The organism is Microbacterium sp. K41 (assembly GCF_004794395.1).
GTDB lineage: Bacteria > Actinomycetota > Actinomycetes > Actinomycetales > Microbacteriaceae > Microbacterium > Microbacterium sufflavum.
In genome coordinates this window covers 1-19096 of sequence record NZ_SSDO01000533.1, presented here as the reverse complement: position 1 = coordinate 19096, position 19096 = coordinate 1, and the positions used below count along the sequence as shown (strand labels likewise).

Below are 19096 nucleotides of genomic sequence, written 5' to 3'. Positions count from 1 at the left end.
CGGGAGGAGGTGGGTTCGTCGCGGGGGCGTCGGAGTCAGGAGACCCAGGCGAGGATGAGGATCATCGTGGCGAGGAAGCCGGCGATGTAGTTGAGGGCGATGAAGCGGCGCCAGGCGCGGTTGGTCCTGCCGGAGGTGTCATCGGTGACGTTCCACCACGGTGCGGCGTTCACGATGTAAGGCACGGCGAGTACCGCCGCGAGGGGGCCGGGCCAGGGCGTGAGGAGCATTGCGACCCCCGCCACCGCCCAGAGGCCGATCGCGAGGCGCACGGTGGCTCGGGCACCGATCACGGTGGCGATGGACGAGATGCCGCCCTCGCGGTCCGGCCCCACGTCCTGCACGGCGCCGAACGCGTGCGCTGCCATGCCCCACAGGAAGAACGCGCCGAGCGTGACCACGGTCGCCGCCGAGACCGGAGCTCCCGCGAGGGCGAGGCCGACGATGGCCGGGCTGACGAAGTGGGTGCTCGACGTGATCGAGTCGAGGAACGGTCGTTCCTTGAAGCGCAGCACCGGCGCGGAGTAGGCGATCACCGCGAACACGCTCACCGCGAGCCACCACCACGACGCGGGGTTGCCGACCGCGAACAGGTAGACGAGGAACGGCACGTTGGTCGCGGCAGCGGCCCACAGGGTGGTGCGGTGGATGCGCGGCGACAGCAGTGCTCCCTCGATCCCGCCCTTGCGCGGGTTCGCCAGGTCGGACGCGTAGTCGAACACGTCGTTGATGCCGTACATCGCCAGGTTGTAGGGGATGAGGAAGTACAGCGTGCCGATGACGAACGTGGGGTCGATCTCGCGCGTGCTGAGCAGGTAGGCGGCGGCGAACGGGAAGGCGGTGTTGATCCAGCTGATAGGCCGCGACGACAGGAGGATCTGCGCGATGTCGTGTCCGACTCCCGTGCGCGGCACGGACGCCCGGCTCATGCGCGCTCCTCCCGTTCGGTGGCGGCTGCGGTCGCTGCGGCCGAGGTTCCCCTACGGGAACGTCGCGCCCGCAGGGCGGTCCACACGGCGGGCAGCAGCAGCACCGCGGCGACCGGATAGGCGAAGTCCTCCAGCGGAGCGAGACCGATGTGCACGCCGACGAGATGTGCGGGGGAGTAGTGGAAGAGCCCGGTCGCGATCATGACGGTGTCGAACACGGCCGTGAGCGCCAGGAGGGTCAGGGCGGTGGCGGCCAGAGCGCCGGCGTGGGGACCGCGCCGGGCCACGAGCGCGGCGACGAGGCCGCCCGTCGCGGCGACGGCCAGGAACACGGCGGACAGCTGCAGATACGTCATCGGGCGACCTCCGCGCGGGGCGACCGTGCGCGGCGGCGCTCGACGATCCGCACGGCACCGCCGTACAGGACCATGGTGCACACGACCAGGAACACCAGGAAGACCGGCTCCTCGATCGGCAGCTCCGGGGCGAGGACGATGCCCGTCGCGATCACCGCATCACCGCGGAAGAAGATCCCGGCGGCGATGCCCGCCACGTCCCAGACGAGGAAGAACGCGACCCCGAGCACCGTCACGACGGCCGCGGCGAACACGTCGCGCCAGAAGAACAGGCGGAAGCGCCAGTCCAGCAGCAGCATGCACCCGAGCGACACCAGCAGGGCGCCGAGGTAGATCGCGCCGGTCACGGCCGGGCCGTCCGTTCCGAGGGCGCCGGCTCCGGGAGGGGACCGGGCGAGTGGTCGCCGCGGATGCGCTTGAGCACCAGCTCCGCGCTGATCAGGCACATCGGCACGCCGACCCCGGGCGCCGTCGTGGCGCCCGCGTAGTACAGCCCGCGGACTCGGCGCGACGCGTTCTGCGCGCGGAACATCGCGCTCTGCGACAGGGTGTGCGCCGGGCCCAGCATTCCGCCGCGCCAGGAGTGGTAGTCGTCGTGGAAGTCGGCAGGTCCCACGGTCTCGCGCACCACGATGCGTTCGCGCAGGTCCGGGATCCCCGCCCACGAGGAGATCATGTCGATCGCGGCGTCGGCGGCCGCTTCGATCTGCGGCGAGCCGGATCCGTCCGATCCGCCATGGCCGAGGTCGACATCGGCGGGCACCGGGACGAGGACGAAGAGGTTCTCGTGGTCGGGGGGCGCGACGTCGGCGTCGGTCGCGCTCGGGCGGCACACGTACGTCGATGCCGGTGCGGGGATCTGCGGGGTGCGCCCGAAGATCGCGTCGAAGTTCGCGTCCCAGTCGTCGGTGAAGAACAGGGAGTGGTGCGGCAGCTGCGGCAGCGATCCCCGTACCCCGAGCATGACCAGCACCCCGCCGGGCCCGCTTGTCCGCCGCGCCCACCACGACTCGGGGTACGACTGCAGCGACGGCGGCAGCAGCGCGGTCTCCGTGTGGTGCAGGTCGGCGCCGGACACCACGATGTCCGCCTCTTCCACGTGCTGGTCTCCGTTGGGGTCCGTCCACCCCACGCCCCACACGTGCGTCCCGGCGCTGTCGTCCCGCGTGAGGATGCCGGTGACCTCGGCTCCCGTCACGATGCGGACGCCCGAGTCCTCGGCCAGGGCCGCGATCCGCTCGACCACGCGCCAGAATCCGCCCTGCGGGTACAGCACGCCCTGATCGAGGTCGAGCGCGCTCATGAGGTGGTACATCGCGGGGGCGCTGCGCGGATCGGTGCCGAGGAAGACCGCCGGGTAGCCCAGGATCTGCCGGAGCACGGGGTGGCGGAAGCGCCGGGCGGCGAACGACTGGAGTCGGGTTCCCAGGAGGGAGAACAGGCGGGGGAGGGCGCGCAGCACTTCCGGGGCCGCGAGGGAGCGCGTGCGGGTGAACGGGTTGTAGAGGAAATAGCGCTGCGCCATGGTGCCCGCGTGGTACGCCGAGTCGAGGTAGCGGTCGAGCGTGGCAGCGGAGCCCGGCTCGAGGTCGTCGAACAGTCGTCGGACGGCATCGCGGCCCGCGGGAACGGTGACAGCGCCCTCCGCCGACTCCGGTGCGCGGAAGACGCGGTACCCGGGGTCGAGCAGCGTCAGGTCGAGCTGCTCCTCGGTGCTGGTGCCCATCATCCGGAAGAAGTGGTCGAACACCTCCGGCATCAGGTACCACGAGGGGCCGGAGTCGAAGCGGAAGCCCTCGCGTTCGAGCGTTCCGGCGCGTCCGCCCACCCGGTCGTTGCGCTCCAGCACCACGACCTCGTGTCCGTCGCGGGCGAGGAGCCCCGCGGTCGCGAGCCCCGCGACACCGGCACCGATCACGACGACGCGGCTCATCGGTCACGCTCCCACGCGGTCGTCGCGACGGCCCGTGCCGCGAGCAGCGCCTTCACCGGGTCCGGCACGCGCACACGGCGGCGGTAGAGCTCGGCGGCGGGGGTCTTCGCGACGCGGCGGGTGAGTGCGGCGAACAGCGCCAGCGCACTGCGGACGGCCGCCCTCGCGTCCTTCGGCAGGAGGGGGATCGCGGCGCGGGCGTCGGCCAGCTGGCGTTCGACCGTGGCGACCCAGGCGTCGCGGTCGGCGTCCGTGAGCCGTTCAGTGCCACCGAGGTAGCCGCGCTGGAGGCGGTCGGTGTCGTCGGCGAGGTCGCGCAGGAAGTTGACGTTCTGGAACGCGGCTCCGAGCCGCCGGGCTCCCCGGTGCAGGATATCCCGCTCCTCCGGGGTGCGGTCGGCATCGCGGAGGAACACCTGCAGGCACATGAGCCCGACGACCTCGGCCGAGCCGTAGACGTAGGCGGCGTGGGCGTCCGCGTCGTAGGCGGTGAACGCGGCGTCGCGGGAGATGTCGGCACGCATGGAGTCGAAGAACGGCCCCGTCAGGTCCTCGCCGATGGCGCACTCCCTCGCGGTGCGGGCGAACGCGTGCAGGATCAGGTCGCTGCTGTACCCGGTGCGCATCGAGCGGTGGGTCTCGGCGATATACGAGTCCAGTGCCGCGGCCTGCGCCGAGGCGTCCAGCCCCGCCTCGGCCGCGACCCCGTCCACGATCTCGTCGGCGATACGCACCATGGCGTAGATGTTGCGCACGTGCTGGCGATGCCGCGTGCCGAGAAGCCGGGTGGCGAGACCGAACGAGGTGGAGTAGGTGCGGATGACGTCGGTGGTGGCGATCTCGGCGGTGCGACTGAAGCGGCGCAGGGCGGCGGGATCCGGGCGCTCGACGGGGCGGGGGCTCATCGGCGGCGGCCCTCGATGCGGTCGGCGATCGCCAGGATCGTGCGCCCGGCCGCGGGGCTGAGCGTGCCGGACTCCTCCGCCTCGGCGAGCACGGTCGACACGGCGGTGAGCTGCTCCTGCACGAGTCCGCGGACGAAGCGCTCGGCGCCGCACTCGCGCAGACGGTCGCGGATGTCGCCGGCGTCGGACGCGCTGAGGTCTGCCGTGCCGAAGCGCAGCTCGATGCTCGGCCAGTGGCTCGTCATGCGCGCGTACGCGATGATCGCGGTCTCCTTGCCCTCTCGGAGGTCGGAGAAGGCGTCCTTGCCGTGTGCGTGCGGGTCGCCGAACACCGAGAGGAGGTCGTCCTGCAGCTGGTAGGCCAGTCCGAGGTGGGTGCCGATCTGGGTGAGCTGCTCCTCGGCTTCCGCGCTGGCTCCGGCGAGGACGGCAGCGGCGCGCAGCGGCAGCACGAAAGAATAGGTCGCGGTCTTGGACGCGCTCGTGGCGAGGATGGTCCGCAGGTCGGGCGTGACGATGCCATCGCTGAGGGCGACGTCCGCGTGCTCACCCGCGACGGTCTCGAACACGGTGGTGTCGAGCAGGGCCAGCAGCCGCTCGCGGCCGTCGGCGCTCACCTCGGCGCGGGCGAAGCCGAGCACTGCGGTCGACAGGAGCAGATCGCCGAGGAGGATCGCGCTCGCGCGTCCCCAGTGCAGGGCGGCGGCCGCGGTCTCGTCGGGGCGCCGCGCCACGAGCGAGCCGATGAGGTTGGGCCGCCCGCGCCGCGTGAGGTCGCCGTCGATCACGTCGTCGTGCAGCAGGAACGCGAAGTGCAACAGCTCGACGTGCGCGGCCACGTCGATCGCGCCCTCGGTCTCGCGTCGGGTGGGCACGGTCGTCGCCAGCGCGGGGAAGAGCTCCATCAGCATGAGCGGACGCAGGAGCTTGCCGCCGAGGGCGTGCTGGGCGGCCTCGTTCCAGAGCGCGGCGAACTCGGCCCCGTGATGCTCGGCGGCCACGGCGCGCTCGGCGAAGCGCCGCCGCAGGACCTCCTCGATCCGAGTACCGAGGTCTTCGTGCGTGATGGTCGTGCTCACGGCTCAGACCTCACCGAGGCTGCGGAGGCGTGGCAGTTGCTCGACGATCCACGGGCTGAACGCGAACGGAGCGAGGGCCACGGCCTCGGCCAGCGCCCCCGGGTCGACCCAGGCCCATTCCGACACCTCCTGCGGGTTGGCGACGGGATCGTGATCGAGCACGGAGACGTGCACGGGGCAGATCTCGTTCTCGACGATGCCGCTCGCATCCACGGCGCGATAGCGGTAGTCGGGGAGGACGAGGCGGACCTGGTCGACCCGGAGGCCGAGCTCGTGCAGGCCGTGCCGCCGCACCGCGTCCGCCATGTCCTCGCCGGGCTGAGGGTGTCCGCAGAAGCTGTTGGTCCAGACGCCGGGCCAGGTGCGCTTGGTCAGGGCGCGCCGCGTGACGAGGACGCGCCCGGACGGGTCGAGGACGTAACACGAGAAGGCCAGATGGAGGGGGGTGTCGAACGTGTGGACCTCGTTCTTGGGAAGGACGCCGACGGCTGTCCCGTCTTCCGCGAGGAGCGTGACCTGTTGCATGACTTCCCCGTCCTTTAGCTAACTTGGTGAAATATCAACTTAGCATGAATCTGTTCGTGTGTAACATGATCGCATGGACACCGAGCCCCGCACCACCCTGCGCTCCGGGGCGGCTGTGGCCGCGGACTCCTCCGCTGAATCGGCCTCGACGGAGAGCGCAGACGGGCTGAGTCACGCATCGATCTACCACGTCGACGCGAGCGACCCGCGCAGCACACTGATCGATCGCACCGGGGTGCCCCCGGAGGATCTGCGCCAGATCGCTCTCGTCATGGAGGCGCTGAGCGATCTTCGAGACGCCGAGCAGCGGCTGTCGCAGGCCTCGCGGCGATACATGCAGCTCAACGAGACCGACATGCGTGCGCTGCACTATCTGATCGTGTGTGCCAACCGTGCGATGGTCGCGACCCCCAGCGGCATCGCGCATCACCTGGGCGTGTCCACGGCGGCGACCACCAAGCTCCTCGACCGGCTGGAGAAGGGCGGGCACATCCGGCGGTCGCCTCATCCGACCGATCGTCGTGCGCTCGCCATCACCATCACGCCGGAGACGCGGCACGCCGCGATGGAGACCGTCGGCCGACAGCAGGCGAAGCGCTTCTATGCAGCCGCTCGGCTGTCTTCGGCCGAGCGTGATGTCGTGATCCGCTTCCTGAAGGACATGACGGAGGAGATCACCCTCCGCGATGAGCCGTGGGCGACGGGCGGCGCAAAAGAAGATCCCGCCCGACCGTGAGGTGGGGCGGGACCGTGTCACTGGGCCGCTTTGTAGGCTTCGAGGATGGGGGCGGGAATCCTCCCGCGTTCTGAGAGCGTGTAGCCGTTCTCATTCGCCCACGCGCGGATTGCCGCGACTTCGGGGTTGCGTGCCGGCCGTTTCCGGGTGGAACTCGAGCGCGACGGCGCGGATGATCCGCTCCCGGCGCGGCGGCCCGCGGAGATATACGGCTCGAGTGCGGCGCGCAATTCCTCCGCGTGCGCCGCGTTCAGATCGATCTCGTAGGACGTTCCGTTCAACGAGAAATGCACGGTCTCGCCTTCACCGACCTCCAGGACGCTGCCGTCGATATCGTCGACCAGTTGATGCACAATTCTTCTCGCCATGAATGCGACTGTACCTGCGGCACGCAAACGCAGCAATAATTCACGGTCGCTCGGCCGGAGAGAGAAGCAGTTCAGGGGAGGAGACCGGCGCGGCGTGCCTTCGTCACGGCGGCGTGCCTCGTCGAAGCATCGAGCTTCGACATCGCGGTCCCCAGATATGCCTTGACCGTTCCCTCTCTCAGGCCGAGCTGCGCGGCGATCTCGGCATTCGTCGCGCCGAGCGCCGCGCACGCGAGCACATCCGTCTCCCGAGGGGAGAGGTGCACCACCGGCACCGGGGCGGTGGTGGGCGGCACGGTCTCACCGGCAAGGGTGAGCAGACGCCGCTCCACCTGAGCCAGACGCGCGCGCACATCGACGTCCTCGACCGCGGCGGCGATGCTGCGCAGTTCGGCGAAGCTCTCACGCAGCTCCTCGCGCTGCGGCGCCGCGACGGTCGGCGGCGTTTCCGTCGCCGCACGGAGCCTCCGCTGCACCTCGTCCCTGATGCGGAGCTCGTCCGCCACCGACTGCGCCACCTGCATGGCGGGCGCCGTGGTCACCCCGCCGACCTGCGCGTGGTCCCAGGCGCCGGCGTACAGAACGCCGCGCGAGCGTCCCTGCACCACGATGGGCAGGGCCAGAAGCGTGCGCAGCCCCTCGCCGAGGACGAAGACGTCGTAGTCGTGCGTGATCTGCCGTGACGAGCCGTAGTCGCTGGTCATGCGCGGCCGCAACTCCATCATGGCGCGCCCGCCGAGACCCCGTTCCGGTCGGACGCGCAGCCCGTCGAGCGACCGGGTGCGGGCCCCGACGATGCTGGTGACGCTCACCACGCCCTCTTCCACGAGACCGCCGAAGGCCACGGGGAACCGTGTGCGTCGTGCGAGCTCGCGCACCGCATTGGCGACGAGATCCGCCTCGGTCTCAGCGGCGATCGGAGAGGTCACGGAATACCTACTTTCGGGGGTGACGGCGCCGTTCCCCGTTTCGTAGCGTCGACCCTACCATTCGGGCGGATCGAGCCGCGCGAGCACGGGACATGTGGCAAGGAGGCCCCATGAACGACCATCAACCGACCCCTCAGAGTGGAGCGATCGACTACGTCGCCGTCGAACAGTCTCCGCGATTCGTCCGGCTGAAGCGAACGCAGAGATCGTTCATCTTCCCGTTGGCTGCTTTCTTCCTGGTCTGGTACTTCGTCTATGTGCTGCTGGCCGCATTCGCGCGCGACTTCATGGCGCAGCGGGTGTGGGGCGATATCACGGTCGGTCTGCTCTTCGGACTGGGACAATTCGTCACGACATTCGCGATCACCATGGCATATGTCGCATTTGCAAATCGCAGACTCGATCCGCTGGCGACCGAGATCAGGGATGAACTGGAGAAGGCGCAGGCCGACGCATGATCGGTATTCGGACGGCTACCGACACCGTCGCCCTCGAGATCAATCCGGTCTTCAACATCTCGATCTTCCTGGCCTTCGTGGCGGTGACCCTGTTCATCGTCATCCGCGCGAGCAGGAACAACAAGACGGCGGCGGACTACTATGCGGCGGGGCGTTCGTTCACGGGGCCGCAGAACGGGTTCGCGATCGCCGGCGACTATCTGTCCGCCGCGTCGTTCCTCGGCATCTGCGGTGCGATCGCCATCAACGGGTACGACGGCTTCCTCTATTCGATCGGGTTCCTCGTGGCCTGGCTTGTCGCGCTCCTGCTGGTGGCCGAGCTCATGCGCAACACCGGGAAGTTCACGATGGCGGATGTGCTGTCGTTCCGCTTGAAGCAGCGCCCGGTGCGCATGGCGGCGGCCATCACCACCCTGGCGGTGTGCTTCTTCTACCTGCTCGCGCAGATGGCCGGCGCCGGCGGGCTCGTCTCGCTGCTGCTCGGCATCGACGGGCGCGTCGGACAGTCGATCGTGGTCGCGGTGGTCGGCATCCTCATGATCGTGTACGTCCTGATCGGGGGGATGAAGGGAACCACGTGGGTGCAGATCGTGAAGGCGGTCCTGCTCATCGGCGGCGCTCTCGGGATGACGATCTGGGTGCTCGCGCTCAACGGGTTCAGCCTCAACACGCTGCTTGAGGCTGCGGTCGCCAACTCCGACAAGGGTGACGCGGTGCTCGCGCCCGGGTTGCAGTACGGGGCGAATCCGTGGGACTTCCTCTCCCTCGGCATGGCCCTGGTGCTCGGTACCGCCGGTCTGCCGCATGTGCTCATGCGGTTCTATACGGTGCCGACGGCCAAGGAGGCGCGGCGGTCTGTGGTGTGGGCCATCTGGCTCATCGGCGGTTTCTACCTGCTGACGTTGGTACTGGGCTACGGCGCCGGCGCGCTCGTCGGAGCGGATGTGATCGCTGCAGCACCCGGTGGGGTGAACTCGGCGGCACCGCTCCTGGCGCTGCAGCTCGGCGGCCCCGTGCTGCTCGGTTTCATCTCGGCCGTCGCGTTCGCCACAATCCTCGCGGTGGTCGCCGGGCTGACCATCACGGCTGCGGCGTCGTTCGCGCATGACATCTATGCCAACGTGATCCAGAAGGGACGCAAGGATACCGCGGGGAACCCGGTCGAGGCCGATCCGAACGGCGAGGTGCGCGTCGCCCGTCGTACGGTCATCGTGATCGGCATCCTCGCGATCGTGGGCGGTATCGGCGCTCAGGGGCAGAACATCGCGTTCCTGGTGGCGCTCGCCTTCGCCGTCGCGGCGTCGGCGAACCTGCCGACGATCCTCTACTCGTTGTTCTGGCGGAGGTTCACCACGCGTGGCGCGGTGTGGAGCATGTACGGCGGCCTGGGCTCGGCGATCCTGCTGATCGTCCTGTCTCCGGTCTTCTCTGGGACGCCGACGTCGATGATCCCCGGCATCGACATCGCGGTGTGGCCACTCAACAATCCGGGAATCGTCTCCATCCCGTTGGGCTTCCTCCTCGGCTGGCTCGGCACGGTCACGAGCACCCGACGCGAGTCGCCCGAGCTCGCTGCGGAGATGGAGGTCCGTTCCCTCACCGGCTTCGGTGCCGAGAAGGCGGTGGACCACTAGAGACCCCGTCGCCTCGGCGGAACAGGGAGGTGGACCCGGCGGCCTACTCGCCGGGTCCACCTCTCTGCGGGGTCGGGTGCGTGGGGTCGGGAGGCTCAGTGCGACTCGAGGTCGAGGAGGAATCGTTTGCGGTCGGGGTGTGCGCCGTACTGGCCCGGTGATCCGTCGGACCGCACCACACGATGGACCGGGACGATGATGGAGAAGGGTGTGACGCGGCAGGCGGTGCCGACCGCTCTGGCCGCTCCGGGGTGGCCGGCGAGGATCGCGACCTCCCCATAGCTCATGGTCTGCCCCCACTCGATCTCGCAGATGGTCTGCAGCGCTCGCCGCGCGAAGCCGTCCGTGAGTCGCCAGTCGATGCGCAGGTGCGTGTCGAACCGCACCGGATCGCCGTCGAAGTAGTCGAGGAGCAGCTGCGCCAGTTCGTCGGCGGCGCCGGGGGCAGGGGCGGGAACGGCGCCCAGCTGCCGAGACACCCCCTCCAGCAGCCAGGGGACGCTCGGGTCTTCCGACTCGGAGAGGTCGAAGCGCACGATGCCCTCGTCGGAGAACACGGCGAGGGCATCGCCGAACGGCGTCGGGGCGAAGTCGTAGCGGAAGCTCATGGCACCATCCTGGTGGGCGCGGCCGATGAGGACGATGCTGCGCTCGTCGCGTTGCACGGACCGTGGAGAACCTGAGCCGAGGCCTTGGCGGGGGAGGGAGGGTGAACGCCGGACGGACGCGCGGATTTTCGGCGGAAACCCGCCAGGGATACCGGCCTCCGGCGGTCGCGCGCCTAGGGTGTGAGTGTGTGGCGACGTGAAGGGAAGTCTGCGGACGGCACGGCGGCGGAGACCGCTGTGCCTCTCGGCGACCTCCACGAGACCTCGACCGGCGTGGACATCGCGCATGCCGCCGAGGCCGAGCGGACGAGGCTGAAGGCGGAGGCGGCTGATCTCGGAGGTCCCTCCCCGCTCACCAGTTTCCGTGACGGGCCGGAGTCCGGCATCGACATCTCCAAGGCCCACCCCGGCAGCCTCCCGCAGTTCATCACCGGCAAGTCCACGCTGCTGTCCAATCTCTTCCGCGACGAGGTGGGACTGCGCACCGCCCGACTCGCGGCCGAGCGCATCACCGCGAAGAACACCGAGCTGCGCACGGTCCGTGGCATCGAGGCCGTGCACCTGGCGGTCGGTGTCGCGCGATGGCGGATCGGTGGCGCGTGGTTCGCCGCGCCCGTGCTGCTGCGGCCGCTCGCGATCCGCCGTCACCATACCGACTTCGAGCTCAAGCTCCAGGGCGCCTTCGAGGTGAACCCCGAGCTCGTGCGCATCGCAAGGGAGCACTTCGGTCTCACGATCGATGCCGATGCCCTCGCTGCTCTCGCGTACGACGGCGGCATCTTCAAGCCGCAGCCGGTGATCGACAGTCTCCGCGCGCTCACGCGATCGATCGACACCTTCTCCGTCGAGCCGCGTCTCGTCGTATCGACCTTCGCCGACGTCGGTTCCGCCATGTCCCGCGATGGCGCAACCCTCGACCACACCGTGCTCAACGCTCTCGGCGGCCACGTCGGGGATCGCGAACAGCTCGCTGCGCCCCGGGCGGTGCCGCATCACACGGGCCCGGACGATCGTGCCCCCGCGTCGGACAACCTTCTTCTGGATGCCGACGCCGAACAGGAGGCGGTGCTCGCACGCATCGCGGCCGGGCACTCGTTGACTGTGGCGACGCTTCCGGGGACCGGGGGCACGCAGACCGTCATCAACGCCATGGGTGAGCTGGTCCGGGCGGGCAAGCGCGTGCTCGTGGTGTCAGCGCGACGGTCCACTCTCGACGGCGTGCGCCACCGTCTCGCCGGCATCGGGCTGGACAGCCTCGCCGTGTCGCCCGCCAGCGTGCGACGCGACCTCGTGAAGGCGATCGGCCGCAACGAGAAGGCGACGGCGCCGAAGGTGAGCGAGGTCGACGACGCACTCGTCCGGCTCCGCACTGTGCTGCGCGACTACCGTGAGGCACTGACGTCACCCGTGCCGGGGCTCGACGCCTCGGTCCTCGACGCCACGCGCCATCTCACACGCCTCGCCTCCCTTCCGGTTCCGCCCTCGACCACAGCGAGGCTGGGGATCGACGCGCTCCGGCGACTCGCCGCCGATCGGACGGACGCGGCCGAGGCCCTCGCGCAGGCGGCTCGTCTCGGCGAGTTCCGCGTCGGGCCCAACGACTCTCCCTGGTACGGCGTCACGTTCGCCAGCACCGAGGCGGCCCGTGCCGCACACGAGCTCGCCGGGCGACTGCACGCGACGAGCGTCCCGGCCCTCCTGGAGCGCGGCTACGAGCTGATCGCACAGACGCATATGCGCCCCTTCGCCACGATCGACGAGCTCGGCGAGTACCTCCGCCTGCTGCAGGGCATCCGCGACACGCTCGATCGCTTCAGCCCGACCGTGTTCGAGCGGCCGCTCGGCGAGCTCATCCAGGCGCACGGCTCACGACGCGATGCGCCGGGGATGTCCGGCGCGAACCGTCGTCGGCTGCGACGGCTGGCGAAGGAGTACGTGCGTCCGGGTGTGCACGTGACCGAGATGCACGAGGCGCTGCTGCGCATCCAGACGCAGCGCACGCAGTGGCAGCGCTATGTCGATGCGGGCGTCGCTCCGGAGATCCCGCTCGGGCTCGCCGACGTCTACGTGGCCTGGCAGCGGGTCGAGGCGGAGCTGGCGGAACTGGATGCGGCCCTGGGGCGCCGTGAGCCTCTGTCTTCCCTCCCGGTCGCGCGGCTGGTACGGATGCTGGCGGGTCTCGCGGCGAAGTCCGAGGTGTTCGAGAACCTCGTGGAGCGCGCGCAGCTGCGCGACAAGCTGGCTCTCCTCGGGCTGGAGCCGCTGCTCACTGAGCTCTCGGTGCGACATGTGTCCGAGGCCCAGGTGGGGGAGGAGCTCGAGTTCGCGTGGTGGCAGTCGCTGCTGGAGCGGGCGCTGCAGGACAACCGGTCCCTGCTGGGCGCGAACACGGCCGTCGTCGACCGGCTCGAGCGCGACTTCCGGCTGGTGGACGAGGCGCATGCGGCGATGGCGGGACCGTTGCTGGCGTGGCAGCTGGCCAACCAGTGGCGTATCGCGATCGTCGACGAGCCGCAGCAGTCGCAGCATCTGCGCCGTGCGCTGACCCAGCCGTCGACCACGACCGCGGAGGTCGTGAGCGCGGCGCCGACCCTGGTCGACGTGCTCGCCCCGGTGTGGATCTCGTCGCCGTACCTCGTGCCGGAGATCCCTGACTCGGTGGAGTTCGACACCGTGCTGCTGGTCGACGCCGCTGCCATCAATCTCGCGGAGGCCGCCCCGGCGATCCGTCGCGCGCGCCAGGTGGTTGCGTTCGGTGATCCGGTGACACAGCGGCCCACGCCGTTCCACATCGCCGTCGATCCGTCCGAGGAGTGGGAGGCCGAGGTCCCGTTCGACGAGGTGTCGGTCTTCGAGCGCCTGTCCGAGCTTCTGCCCGTGCTAACCCTCACCCGGAGCTATCGCGCCGGCGGCGAGGACCTCGCGGAGCTCATCAACGACGCGTTCTACGGCGGGGAGATCGTCTCCCTCCCGTGGGCCGGGTCCTATCTCGGCCGCGGCAGCCTCACGGTCGACTACGTGGAGGGGGGAACGGGTACACCCGACCCCGTCTCCGGCGCGGTCGAGAGCCCGGAAGCCGAGGTCGCGCGGGTGGTGACGCTCGTCGTGGAGCATGCGATCCACCGTCCCTCCGAGTCGCTCATGGTCGTCACGGCGAGCACGCGTCACGCCGAGCGGGTGCGCGCGGCGGTGACCTCCGCGTTCGCCGGTCGCTCGGACGTCGCGGACTTCGTGGGCCGTGACACCGCCGAGCCGTTCGCCGTTCTGACTCTCGAGGAGTCGGTGGCGGAGAGCCGCGATCGCGTGATCTTCTCGCTCGGATTCGGTCTGACCAAGCACGGACGGGTGCTCAGCGACTTCGGCGACCTGTCGACCCCGGACGGCGAGCGTCTGCTCACCGTGGGCATGACCAGGGCGCGCCGGTCGATGGTCCTGGTGTCGTCGATTCGGCCGTCGGCGTTCGACGACGGTCGGCTGGAGCACGGCGCCGCCACCCTCATGTCGATCCTGGGCGGTCTGGCCACGCGCGCGCGTGACGCGCGTCTGGAGGATCTCGCCGATCCGCTGACGCTGGCACTTGCGCGGGAACTGCGACGACTCGGAGCCTCGGTCGACGTGGACTACCGGGGACTGCTTCCGCTCGTGGCGCAGCATCGGGGCAAGGCGGTCGTGATCGAGTCCGACCCGGAGTCGCGCGGCGAATCGTTGCGCGAGACGCTGCGCCTGCGCCCGCACGTGCTCCGCCGCCTCGGGTGGCACTACGTGCGCGTGCACGCGTTCGACCTGTACAGCGACCCGCGCACCGTGGCGACGCGCATCGCGTCCGTGCTCGGCATCGCGGAGTCGACGGCTCGGGCCGAGAACGACACGCAGCCCATCGACCTCGGCGACCGCGGGCGTGAGTGACAGCGGCGACGCGGAGCCTCGGCAGCGCGTGGTTCGGGTGCCCGGGGCTCGCCGGGCCCGGTTGACACCGGTTCCCGGGAGCGACACGGCCCCTGAGGCGGCGACCACCGCGACCGGCGACGAACGCCGGACCGCTCCCGCGGGCGCCAAGGGCCCGAACGACGAGCAACTCCTGCGCGACGTGCCGCCGCACTACTGACACGGCAGTGCCCTGCACAAGAAAGACGCACGGCCCTCGGGAGGGCCGTGCGTCTTCGAGTTCTTTGCCGCGTGGGGGCGCGGCTCGATGTTAGGCGCCGCGCTGCTGCTTCTGCAGCAGGTCGCGGATCTCCGCCAGGAGTTCGGCCTCGCTGGCCTGAGCGGCCTCCTCGACGACCGGGTTCTTCTTGGCGCGGCGCTCCTTGTAGATGTTCATCGGCATCACGAAGGCGAAGTACACCACGATGGCGACCGCGAGGAAGCTGATGATCGCGGTGATCAGGTCACCGATCGGGAAGGTGACCTCCTGCCCGTACAGACCGGTGATCTTCGGTCCGAACTTGCCCGCTGCGTCCGCGACGAAGAACAGCGACACCAGTGGATTGATGATGCTGGCGACGATCGCGTTCACGACGGCGGTGAACGCGCCGCCGATCACGACGGCGACCGCGAGGTCGATGACGTTGCCACGGAGAATGAACTCTTTGAATCCCTTGATCACGGGAAACCCCCAAATATCGTGCGACCTCAACTCGAGGCCGGGGTCGATGCGGCGGTCGTTTTGGCCCCCGTCGTCGAACCCGCCTTCGATGATGCCGAACCCGTCGTCGATGTGCCACTTCCGGCACGCGAGTCCGTGCGGTAGAAGCCGGAGCCGTTGAAGGTCACACCGATGGAGCCGTACTGCTTGCGCAGCGCGCCGCCGCACTCGGGGCAGACCGTGAGCGCGTCGTCGGAGAAGCTCTGGACAGCGTCGAACTGGTGCCCGCACGTCGTGCAGGCATAGGCGTAGGTGGGCATGGGGTCCTTGCGGTTCAGCGTCGCCGGGGCGACAGGTTCAGGGTCTGCGTCGGGGTGACGATGCCGTCCACCGGCTGATCGTGCACCTCCCGCGGCAGTGCGTCGAGTATCTCGGAATCATAGATGACGGCATACACGGGCGGGCACTTCTCCATGGAGCCGATCGTCTTGTCGAAGTAGCCGCGTCCCCAGCCCATGCGCATGCCGGAGCGGTCGACGGCGGCGGCGGGGACGATCATGAGGTCGACGTCGTTCACCGCGATCGGGCCGAGCACCTCGCCGGTCGGCTCCGGCAGTCCGTGCAGACCCTCGGCGACCTCGTCGGTGTCGTCGGCGACCGCCCAGTCGAGCAGCCCGTCGGCGCGCGTGACGGGCAGCAGCACGCGGATCCCCCGCCGCACAGCTCGGGTCACGAAGTCGCGCGTCCCGGGCTCGGTGGTGGTCGAGAGGAAGCAGGAGATCGACCGTGCGCCGAGCTCGTCCACCAGCGCGTCGAGGCGTTCGCCGATCGCGTTCGCCGCCGCCTCACGCTGCGGGTCGGAGAGGAGTTGACGCCGTTCACGCAGGTCTGCCCGAAGGGCTCGCTTGGCGTGCTCGACGTCTTTCCACATGCTCCGAGTCTAGGGCGGGGCCCGGCGGTAGGCTGTGGGGATGGGTAACGAGAAGATCAAGGCCGTCATTCCCGCCGCAGGACTGGGGACCCGCTTCCTGCCAGCGACGAAGGCGATGCCGAAGGAGATGCTCCCCGTCGTGGACAAGCCGGCGATCCAGTACGTGGTCGAGGAGGCTGCCGATGCCGGCATCGAGGACATCCTGGTGATCATCGGGCGGAACAAGAACGCGATCTCCAACCACTTCGACTCGGTACCCGAACTCGAGGTCAAGCTCATGGAGAAGGGCGACACCGGTCGGCTCGAGCGCGTGATGAAGTCGAGCGATCTGGCCGACATCCACTTCGTGCGTCAGGGCGAGCCCAAGGGGCTCGGGCACGCGGTGCTGCGTGCCCGCACGCACGTCGGTGACAGTTCGTTCGCCGTGCTGCTGGGTGATGACCTGATCGACGAGCGCGACCCGCTGCTCACGGAGATGATCGCCCAGCACGAACGCACGGGCGCGGCCGTCATCGCGCTCATGGAGGTCGACCCGGACAGCATCCACATGTACGGCGCCGCTGCCGTCGAGCCGATCGAGGGATCCGACGCGGTGCGGGTCACCGGTCTCGTCGAGAAGCCCGCCAAGGAGGATGCGCCGTCGAACCTCGCGATCATCGGCCGCTACGTGCTCCCCGCGTCCGTCTTCGAGATCCTCGAGCGGACCGAGCCTGGCAAGGGCGGCGAGATCCAGCTGACCGACGCGCTGCAGGAGCTCGCGACGGCCGAGGGCGGTCCCGGCGTCGTCGGCGTGGTGTTCGGCGGGCGCCGCTACGACACGGGTGACCGTGTGGACTACATCAAGGCGATCGTGCAGCTGGCGACCGACCGCGATGATCTCGGAGCCGAGCTCCGCCCCTGGCTGAAGGACTTCGCGGAGCGCCTCTAGGCGATCGCGCGGGCGGTCGAGGTGCGGCATGGAGATGATGGCGGGGATGCGGCACGGGCCGGTTGAGCTGCGCCTGATCAGGACCAAGGACGCCAGGCCGCTTCAGCACGAGCTGCTGACGAACCGGTCGTGGCTGCAGCCATGGGAGGCGACAGTGCCGCATGGCGCCGTGTCGTTCGACATGCGCCTCAGCATCCGGCGACTGCTCCAGCAGTACCGCGACGGCGGTGGCTACCCGTTCGTCATGGAGTGCGACGGTGAGATCGCGGGCCAGCTGAACGTGTGGGGAGTGGCGCGGGGATCCCTGTGCTCCGCGACCATCGGCTACTGGGTCAGCGAGCGGTTCGCCGGGCGGGGGATCACTCCGACCGCTGTCGCCCTCGCGACCGACGCCTGCTTCACGGAGTACGGTCTGCATCGGATGGAGATCTGCATCCGACCCGAGAACGCCGCGAGTCTCCGCGTCGTGCAGAAGCTCGGCTTCCGGTACGAGGGCCTTCGTCGCCGGTACATCCATATCGATGGCGACTGGCGCGATCATTACGCTTTCGCACTCACCCGGGAAGACGTGCCCCAGGGCGTGCTCGCCCGCTGGCTGAGCGGTCAGGTCCCGCCTGAGGCCGCGGCTGTCCCTCCTTCGGACCGCATCTCGCTCTGATCGAGTCCCATTCCGCCCGGACACACCGCGACACGCGCCCGGCTGCACGGCGGCGCCACCCCGCTGCCCTTACCGTTGTCGTTATGGACGGGCCGGTGCTGAGCGGGGGAGTGATCGTGCTCGTCGCCGTGCTCCTGTGGATGCTCTATCTCCTGCCGTCCTGGCGCGGACGCTTCCAGTACAACGCCGCGGAGCGCAACGCCGTGCGGCTGAACCAGGCCCTCCGCGTGCTGGCAGAGACCAGTGAGACGCCGAGCGAGGTGCACGTCGAGCTCAATGCCCGGACGGTGCTCGCTCAGCAGAAGCTCGCGAAGCGCGTGCAGTCGCAGCGCGAGGCGGCCGAGCTCGAGGCATTGCGCGAGCAGCTCGCTGCCACCAAGGCGGACCCGGCGGTCCGGCGTGCACGCGCGCGTCGGCGCACGCGGATGCTTGCGACGTCCACGCTTCTGCTCGGCCTCGTCGCCGCCGGGTTCGGCGTATGGCAGCTCCTTGCCGCCGGATCCTCCGTGCTCCTGTGGGTGGGCGGCGCGCTCACCCTCATCGCCGCACTGATCCTGCAGCGCATGGCGTCGGTGGCGGTACGCGCGGCTCGCCGACCCCGGGTCGCGGTGCCGGCGGAAGCGCAGCGCGTCGCTCCGGAGCTTCACGACCAGGGGCGGGCGACCTGGACGCCGCGCCCGCTTCCCGAACCGATGGTCTCGGTCACCGGCTCGCGAGCGCACGTCGCGCGTGCCGAGATGGATGCGCAGCAGGCGCGACGTGACGCCGCGCGACGCGCCGAGCTGCGGGAGCGCGCTGAGCGCCTCGCTCCCGCTCCCCCCGTCGCGATCCCCGCACCCGCGGCGGATTCTCCGTACGCGCGGATGGGTTTCGTGGACGACGCCGAGATCGAGGCGCACGTTCGCGAGCTTCTCGCACGGCGAGCGGCTGGTTGACTGCGCCGACACGAGCACCCCGCGCATCGTGATAACGTAGAACTCGTTCACGGGCCTATGGCGCAGTTGGTAGCGCGCCTCGTTCGCATCGAGGAGGTCAGGGGTTCGAATCCCCTTAGGTCCACAACAACACATGAAGAAAGCCGCCGGGTCACCGGCGGCTTTCTTCGTCTCCGCCCGGGGCTTCCGTTCCGTCCGCAACATCATCTCGGCGCGAATGGTTCGAAGCCGCAGCAGAACGTGAGCGCGCGTCGCGGACCCGTCGCCCGGCGACCGCTGCGTAGGATCCGAGCCGGAATCCACCGGGTGGGGGTGCGACACGCCCGGGCGGATGGGGCGATTTGCCCGACCCCCGGAATCCACGTAAGTTATTACCTGTTCGCCCCAAACGGTTGAGCGGAGGTCCTCGGACCGGCTCCCGTCAAGCATCGAACACCTCCCGATTCCAGAAGCGCTCGATAGAGCAATCCGGATGAAGGTGCTGACTCGTTCCCTCGAGCAGGTCGCCGAACGGCGATTTGACAACGGAAACGAGATCGGTAAGATAGAGAAGTTGCCCTGCGGGCCTGGTTGTGATGGCTGGGTCGTGGGAGCATCCG

The 19096-nt window shown here is 69.5% G+C and carries 20 protein-coding genes and 1 tRNA gene; 8 read left to right on the top strand and 13 right to left on the bottom strand.

Translation table 11 applies throughout. The annotated features are described in order from the left end of the window. Nucleotides 1-35 precede the first annotated feature (35 nt). The 7 genes from DW309_RS18820 to idi are packed head-to-tail and all read right to left on the bottom strand — an operon-like array spanning nucleotide 36 to nucleotide 5727. A complete protein-coding gene (locus DW309_RS18820) occupies nucleotides 36-929 on the bottom strand; it encodes a prenyltransferase (RefSeq protein WP_136046249.1) in 894 nt (297 codons plus the stop codon). Continuing rightward, nucleotides 926-1285, bottom strand: coding sequence for a lycopene cyclase domain-containing protein (locus tag DW309_RS18815; RefSeq protein WP_136046248.1), 360 nt, complete (start codon nucleotides 1283-1285; stop codon nucleotides 926-928). The genes DW309_RS18820 and DW309_RS18815 overlap by 4 nt, the downstream gene beginning before the upstream one ends. Then, a complete protein-coding gene (locus DW309_RS18810) occupies nucleotides 1282-1584 on the bottom strand; it encodes a lycopene cyclase domain-containing protein (RefSeq protein ID WP_136046294.1) in 303 nt (100 codons plus the stop codon). Before DW309_RS18810 ends, DW309_RS18815 begins: the two co-directional genes overlap by 4 nt. 44 nt (nucleotides 1585-1628) lie before the next feature. Beyond that, on the bottom strand, nucleotides 1629-3218 hold the full coding sequence (crtI, locus tag DW309_RS18805; protein ID WP_136046247.1) for a phytoene desaturase family protein: 1590 nt from the start codon (nucleotides 3216-3218) through the stop codon (nucleotides 1629-1631). Further along, nucleotides 3215-4123, bottom strand: coding sequence for a phytoene/squalene synthase family protein (locus DW309_RS18800; RefSeq protein ID WP_136046246.1), 909 nt, complete (start codon nucleotides 4121-4123; stop codon nucleotides 3215-3217). Before DW309_RS18800 ends, crtI begins: the two co-directional genes overlap by 4 nt. Next, nucleotides 4120-5202 carry a polyprenyl synthetase family protein gene (locus tag DW309_RS18795; RefSeq protein ID WP_136031569.1) on the bottom strand — a complete coding sequence of 361 codons (1083 nt, stop codon included), beginning with the start codon at nucleotides 5200-5202 and terminating at the stop codon, nucleotides 4120-4122. The genes DW309_RS18800 and DW309_RS18795 overlap by 4 nt, the downstream gene beginning before the upstream one ends. Before the next feature lie 3 nt (nucleotides 5203-5205). Beyond that, complete coding sequence (gene idi / locus DW309_RS18790) at nucleotides 5206-5727, bottom strand: isopentenyl-diphosphate Delta-isomerase (protein ID WP_136046245.1); 522 nt, start codon at nucleotides 5725-5727, stop codon at nucleotides 5206-5208. Nucleotides 5728-5800: 73 nt separating this feature from the next. On the opposite strand from idi, the gene DW309_RS18785 reads away from it, so the two are divergent. Next, nucleotides 5801-6463 (top strand): MarR family winged helix-turn-helix transcriptional regulator, encoded by a 663-nt coding sequence (locus DW309_RS18785; protein WP_240753289.1) that lies wholly within the window; start codon nucleotides 5801-5803, stop codon nucleotides 6461-6463. A 17-nt stretch (nucleotides 6464-6480) separates the two neighbouring features. Here DW309_RS18785 and DW309_RS18780 read toward each other — a convergent pair whose 3' ends face one another. Both DW309_RS18780 and DW309_RS18775 read right to left on the bottom strand, forming a co-directional pair. Then, the gene (locus DW309_RS18780; RefSeq protein WP_136031573.1) at nucleotides 6481-6831 is read right to left on the bottom strand and encodes a histone-like nucleoid-structuring protein Lsr2; all 351 of its coding nucleotides are present in this window, start codon (nucleotides 6829-6831) and stop codon (nucleotides 6481-6483) included. Nucleotides 6832-6902: 71 nt separating this feature from the next. Continuing rightward, entirely contained in the window at nucleotides 6903-7760 is an 858-nt protein-coding gene (locus DW309_RS18775; RefSeq protein ID WP_136037066.1) for a LuxR C-terminal-related transcriptional regulator, read from the bottom strand. A 110-nt stretch (nucleotides 7761-7870) separates the two neighbouring features. Between DW309_RS18775 and DW309_RS18770 the strand changes: the two genes are divergently transcribed. Both DW309_RS18770 and DW309_RS18765 read left to right on the top strand, forming a co-directional pair. After that, nucleotides 7871-8218 carry a DUF485 domain-containing protein gene (locus DW309_RS18770; protein WP_136037065.1) on the top strand — a complete coding sequence of 116 codons (348 nt, stop codon included), beginning with the start codon at nucleotides 7871-7873 and terminating at the stop codon, nucleotides 8216-8218. Then, nucleotides 8215-9852, top strand: coding sequence for a monocarboxylic acid transporter (locus tag DW309_RS18765; RefSeq protein WP_136046244.1), 1638 nt, complete (start codon nucleotides 8215-8217; stop codon nucleotides 9850-9852). The genes DW309_RS18770 and DW309_RS18765 overlap by 4 nt, the downstream gene beginning before the upstream one ends. Before the next feature lie 95 nt (nucleotides 9853-9947). On the opposite strand, the gene DW309_RS18760 is transcribed toward DW309_RS18765, so the two are convergent. Further along, nucleotides 9948-10460 (bottom strand): methylated-DNA--[protein]-cysteine S-methyltransferase, encoded by a 513-nt coding sequence (locus tag DW309_RS18760; protein WP_136046243.1) that lies wholly within the window; start codon nucleotides 10458-10460, stop codon nucleotides 9948-9950. Nucleotides 10461-10697: 237 nt separating this feature from the next. On the opposite strand from DW309_RS18760, the gene DW309_RS18755 reads away from it, so the two are divergent. Continuing rightward, a complete protein-coding gene (locus tag DW309_RS18755; RefSeq protein WP_136046242.1) occupies nucleotides 10698-14366 on the top strand; it encodes an ATP-binding protein in 3669 nt (1222 codons plus the stop codon). 289 nt (nucleotides 14367-14655) lie between these two features. Here DW309_RS18755 and mscL read toward each other — a convergent pair whose 3' ends face one another. Genes mscL through DW309_RS18735 form a run of 3 tightly spaced genes read right to left on the bottom strand, consistent with a single transcriptional unit; the run spans nucleotide 14656 to nucleotide 15976 of the window. Next, nucleotides 14656-15066, bottom strand: a complete 411-nt coding sequence (mscL, locus tag DW309_RS18745; RefSeq protein WP_136046241.1) for a large conductance mechanosensitive channel protein MscL — start codon at nucleotides 15064-15066, stop codon at nucleotides 14656-14658. 26 nt (nucleotides 15067-15092) lie between these two features. Then, a complete protein-coding gene (locus DW309_RS18740) occupies nucleotides 15093-15365 on the bottom strand; it encodes an FmdB family zinc ribbon protein (RefSeq protein WP_136046240.1) in 273 nt (90 codons plus the stop codon). Between the two features lie 14 nt (nucleotides 15366-15379). Then, complete coding sequence (locus DW309_RS18735) at nucleotides 15380-15976, bottom strand: 5-formyltetrahydrofolate cyclo-ligase (protein ID WP_136031591.1); 597 nt, start codon at nucleotides 15974-15976, stop codon at nucleotides 15380-15382. A 40-nt stretch (nucleotides 15977-16016) separates the two neighbouring features. On the opposite strand from DW309_RS18735, the gene galU reads away from it, so the two are divergent. From galU to DW309_RS18715, 4 genes are all read left to right on the top strand, one after another. Beyond that, nucleotides 16017-16904, top strand: coding sequence for a UTP--glucose-1-phosphate uridylyltransferase GalU (gene galU / locus DW309_RS18730; protein ID WP_136031593.1), 888 nt, complete (start codon nucleotides 16017-16019; stop codon nucleotides 16902-16904). 46 nt (nucleotides 16905-16950) lie between these two features. Continuing rightward, the gene (locus DW309_RS18725) at nucleotides 16951-17562 is read left to right on the top strand and encodes a GNAT family N-acetyltransferase (protein WP_136031613.1); all 612 of its coding nucleotides are present in this window, start codon (nucleotides 16951-16953) and stop codon (nucleotides 17560-17562) included. Nucleotides 17563-17645: 83 nt separating this feature from the next. Next, complete coding sequence (locus tag DW309_RS18720) at nucleotides 17646-18497, top strand: hypothetical protein (RefSeq protein WP_136046239.1); 852 nt, start codon at nucleotides 17646-17648, stop codon at nucleotides 18495-18497. A 51-nt stretch (nucleotides 18498-18548) separates the two neighbouring features. Further along, nucleotides 18549-18621 (top strand) — tRNA-Ala (locus DW309_RS18715). Nucleotides 18622-19096 lie beyond the last annotated feature (475 nt).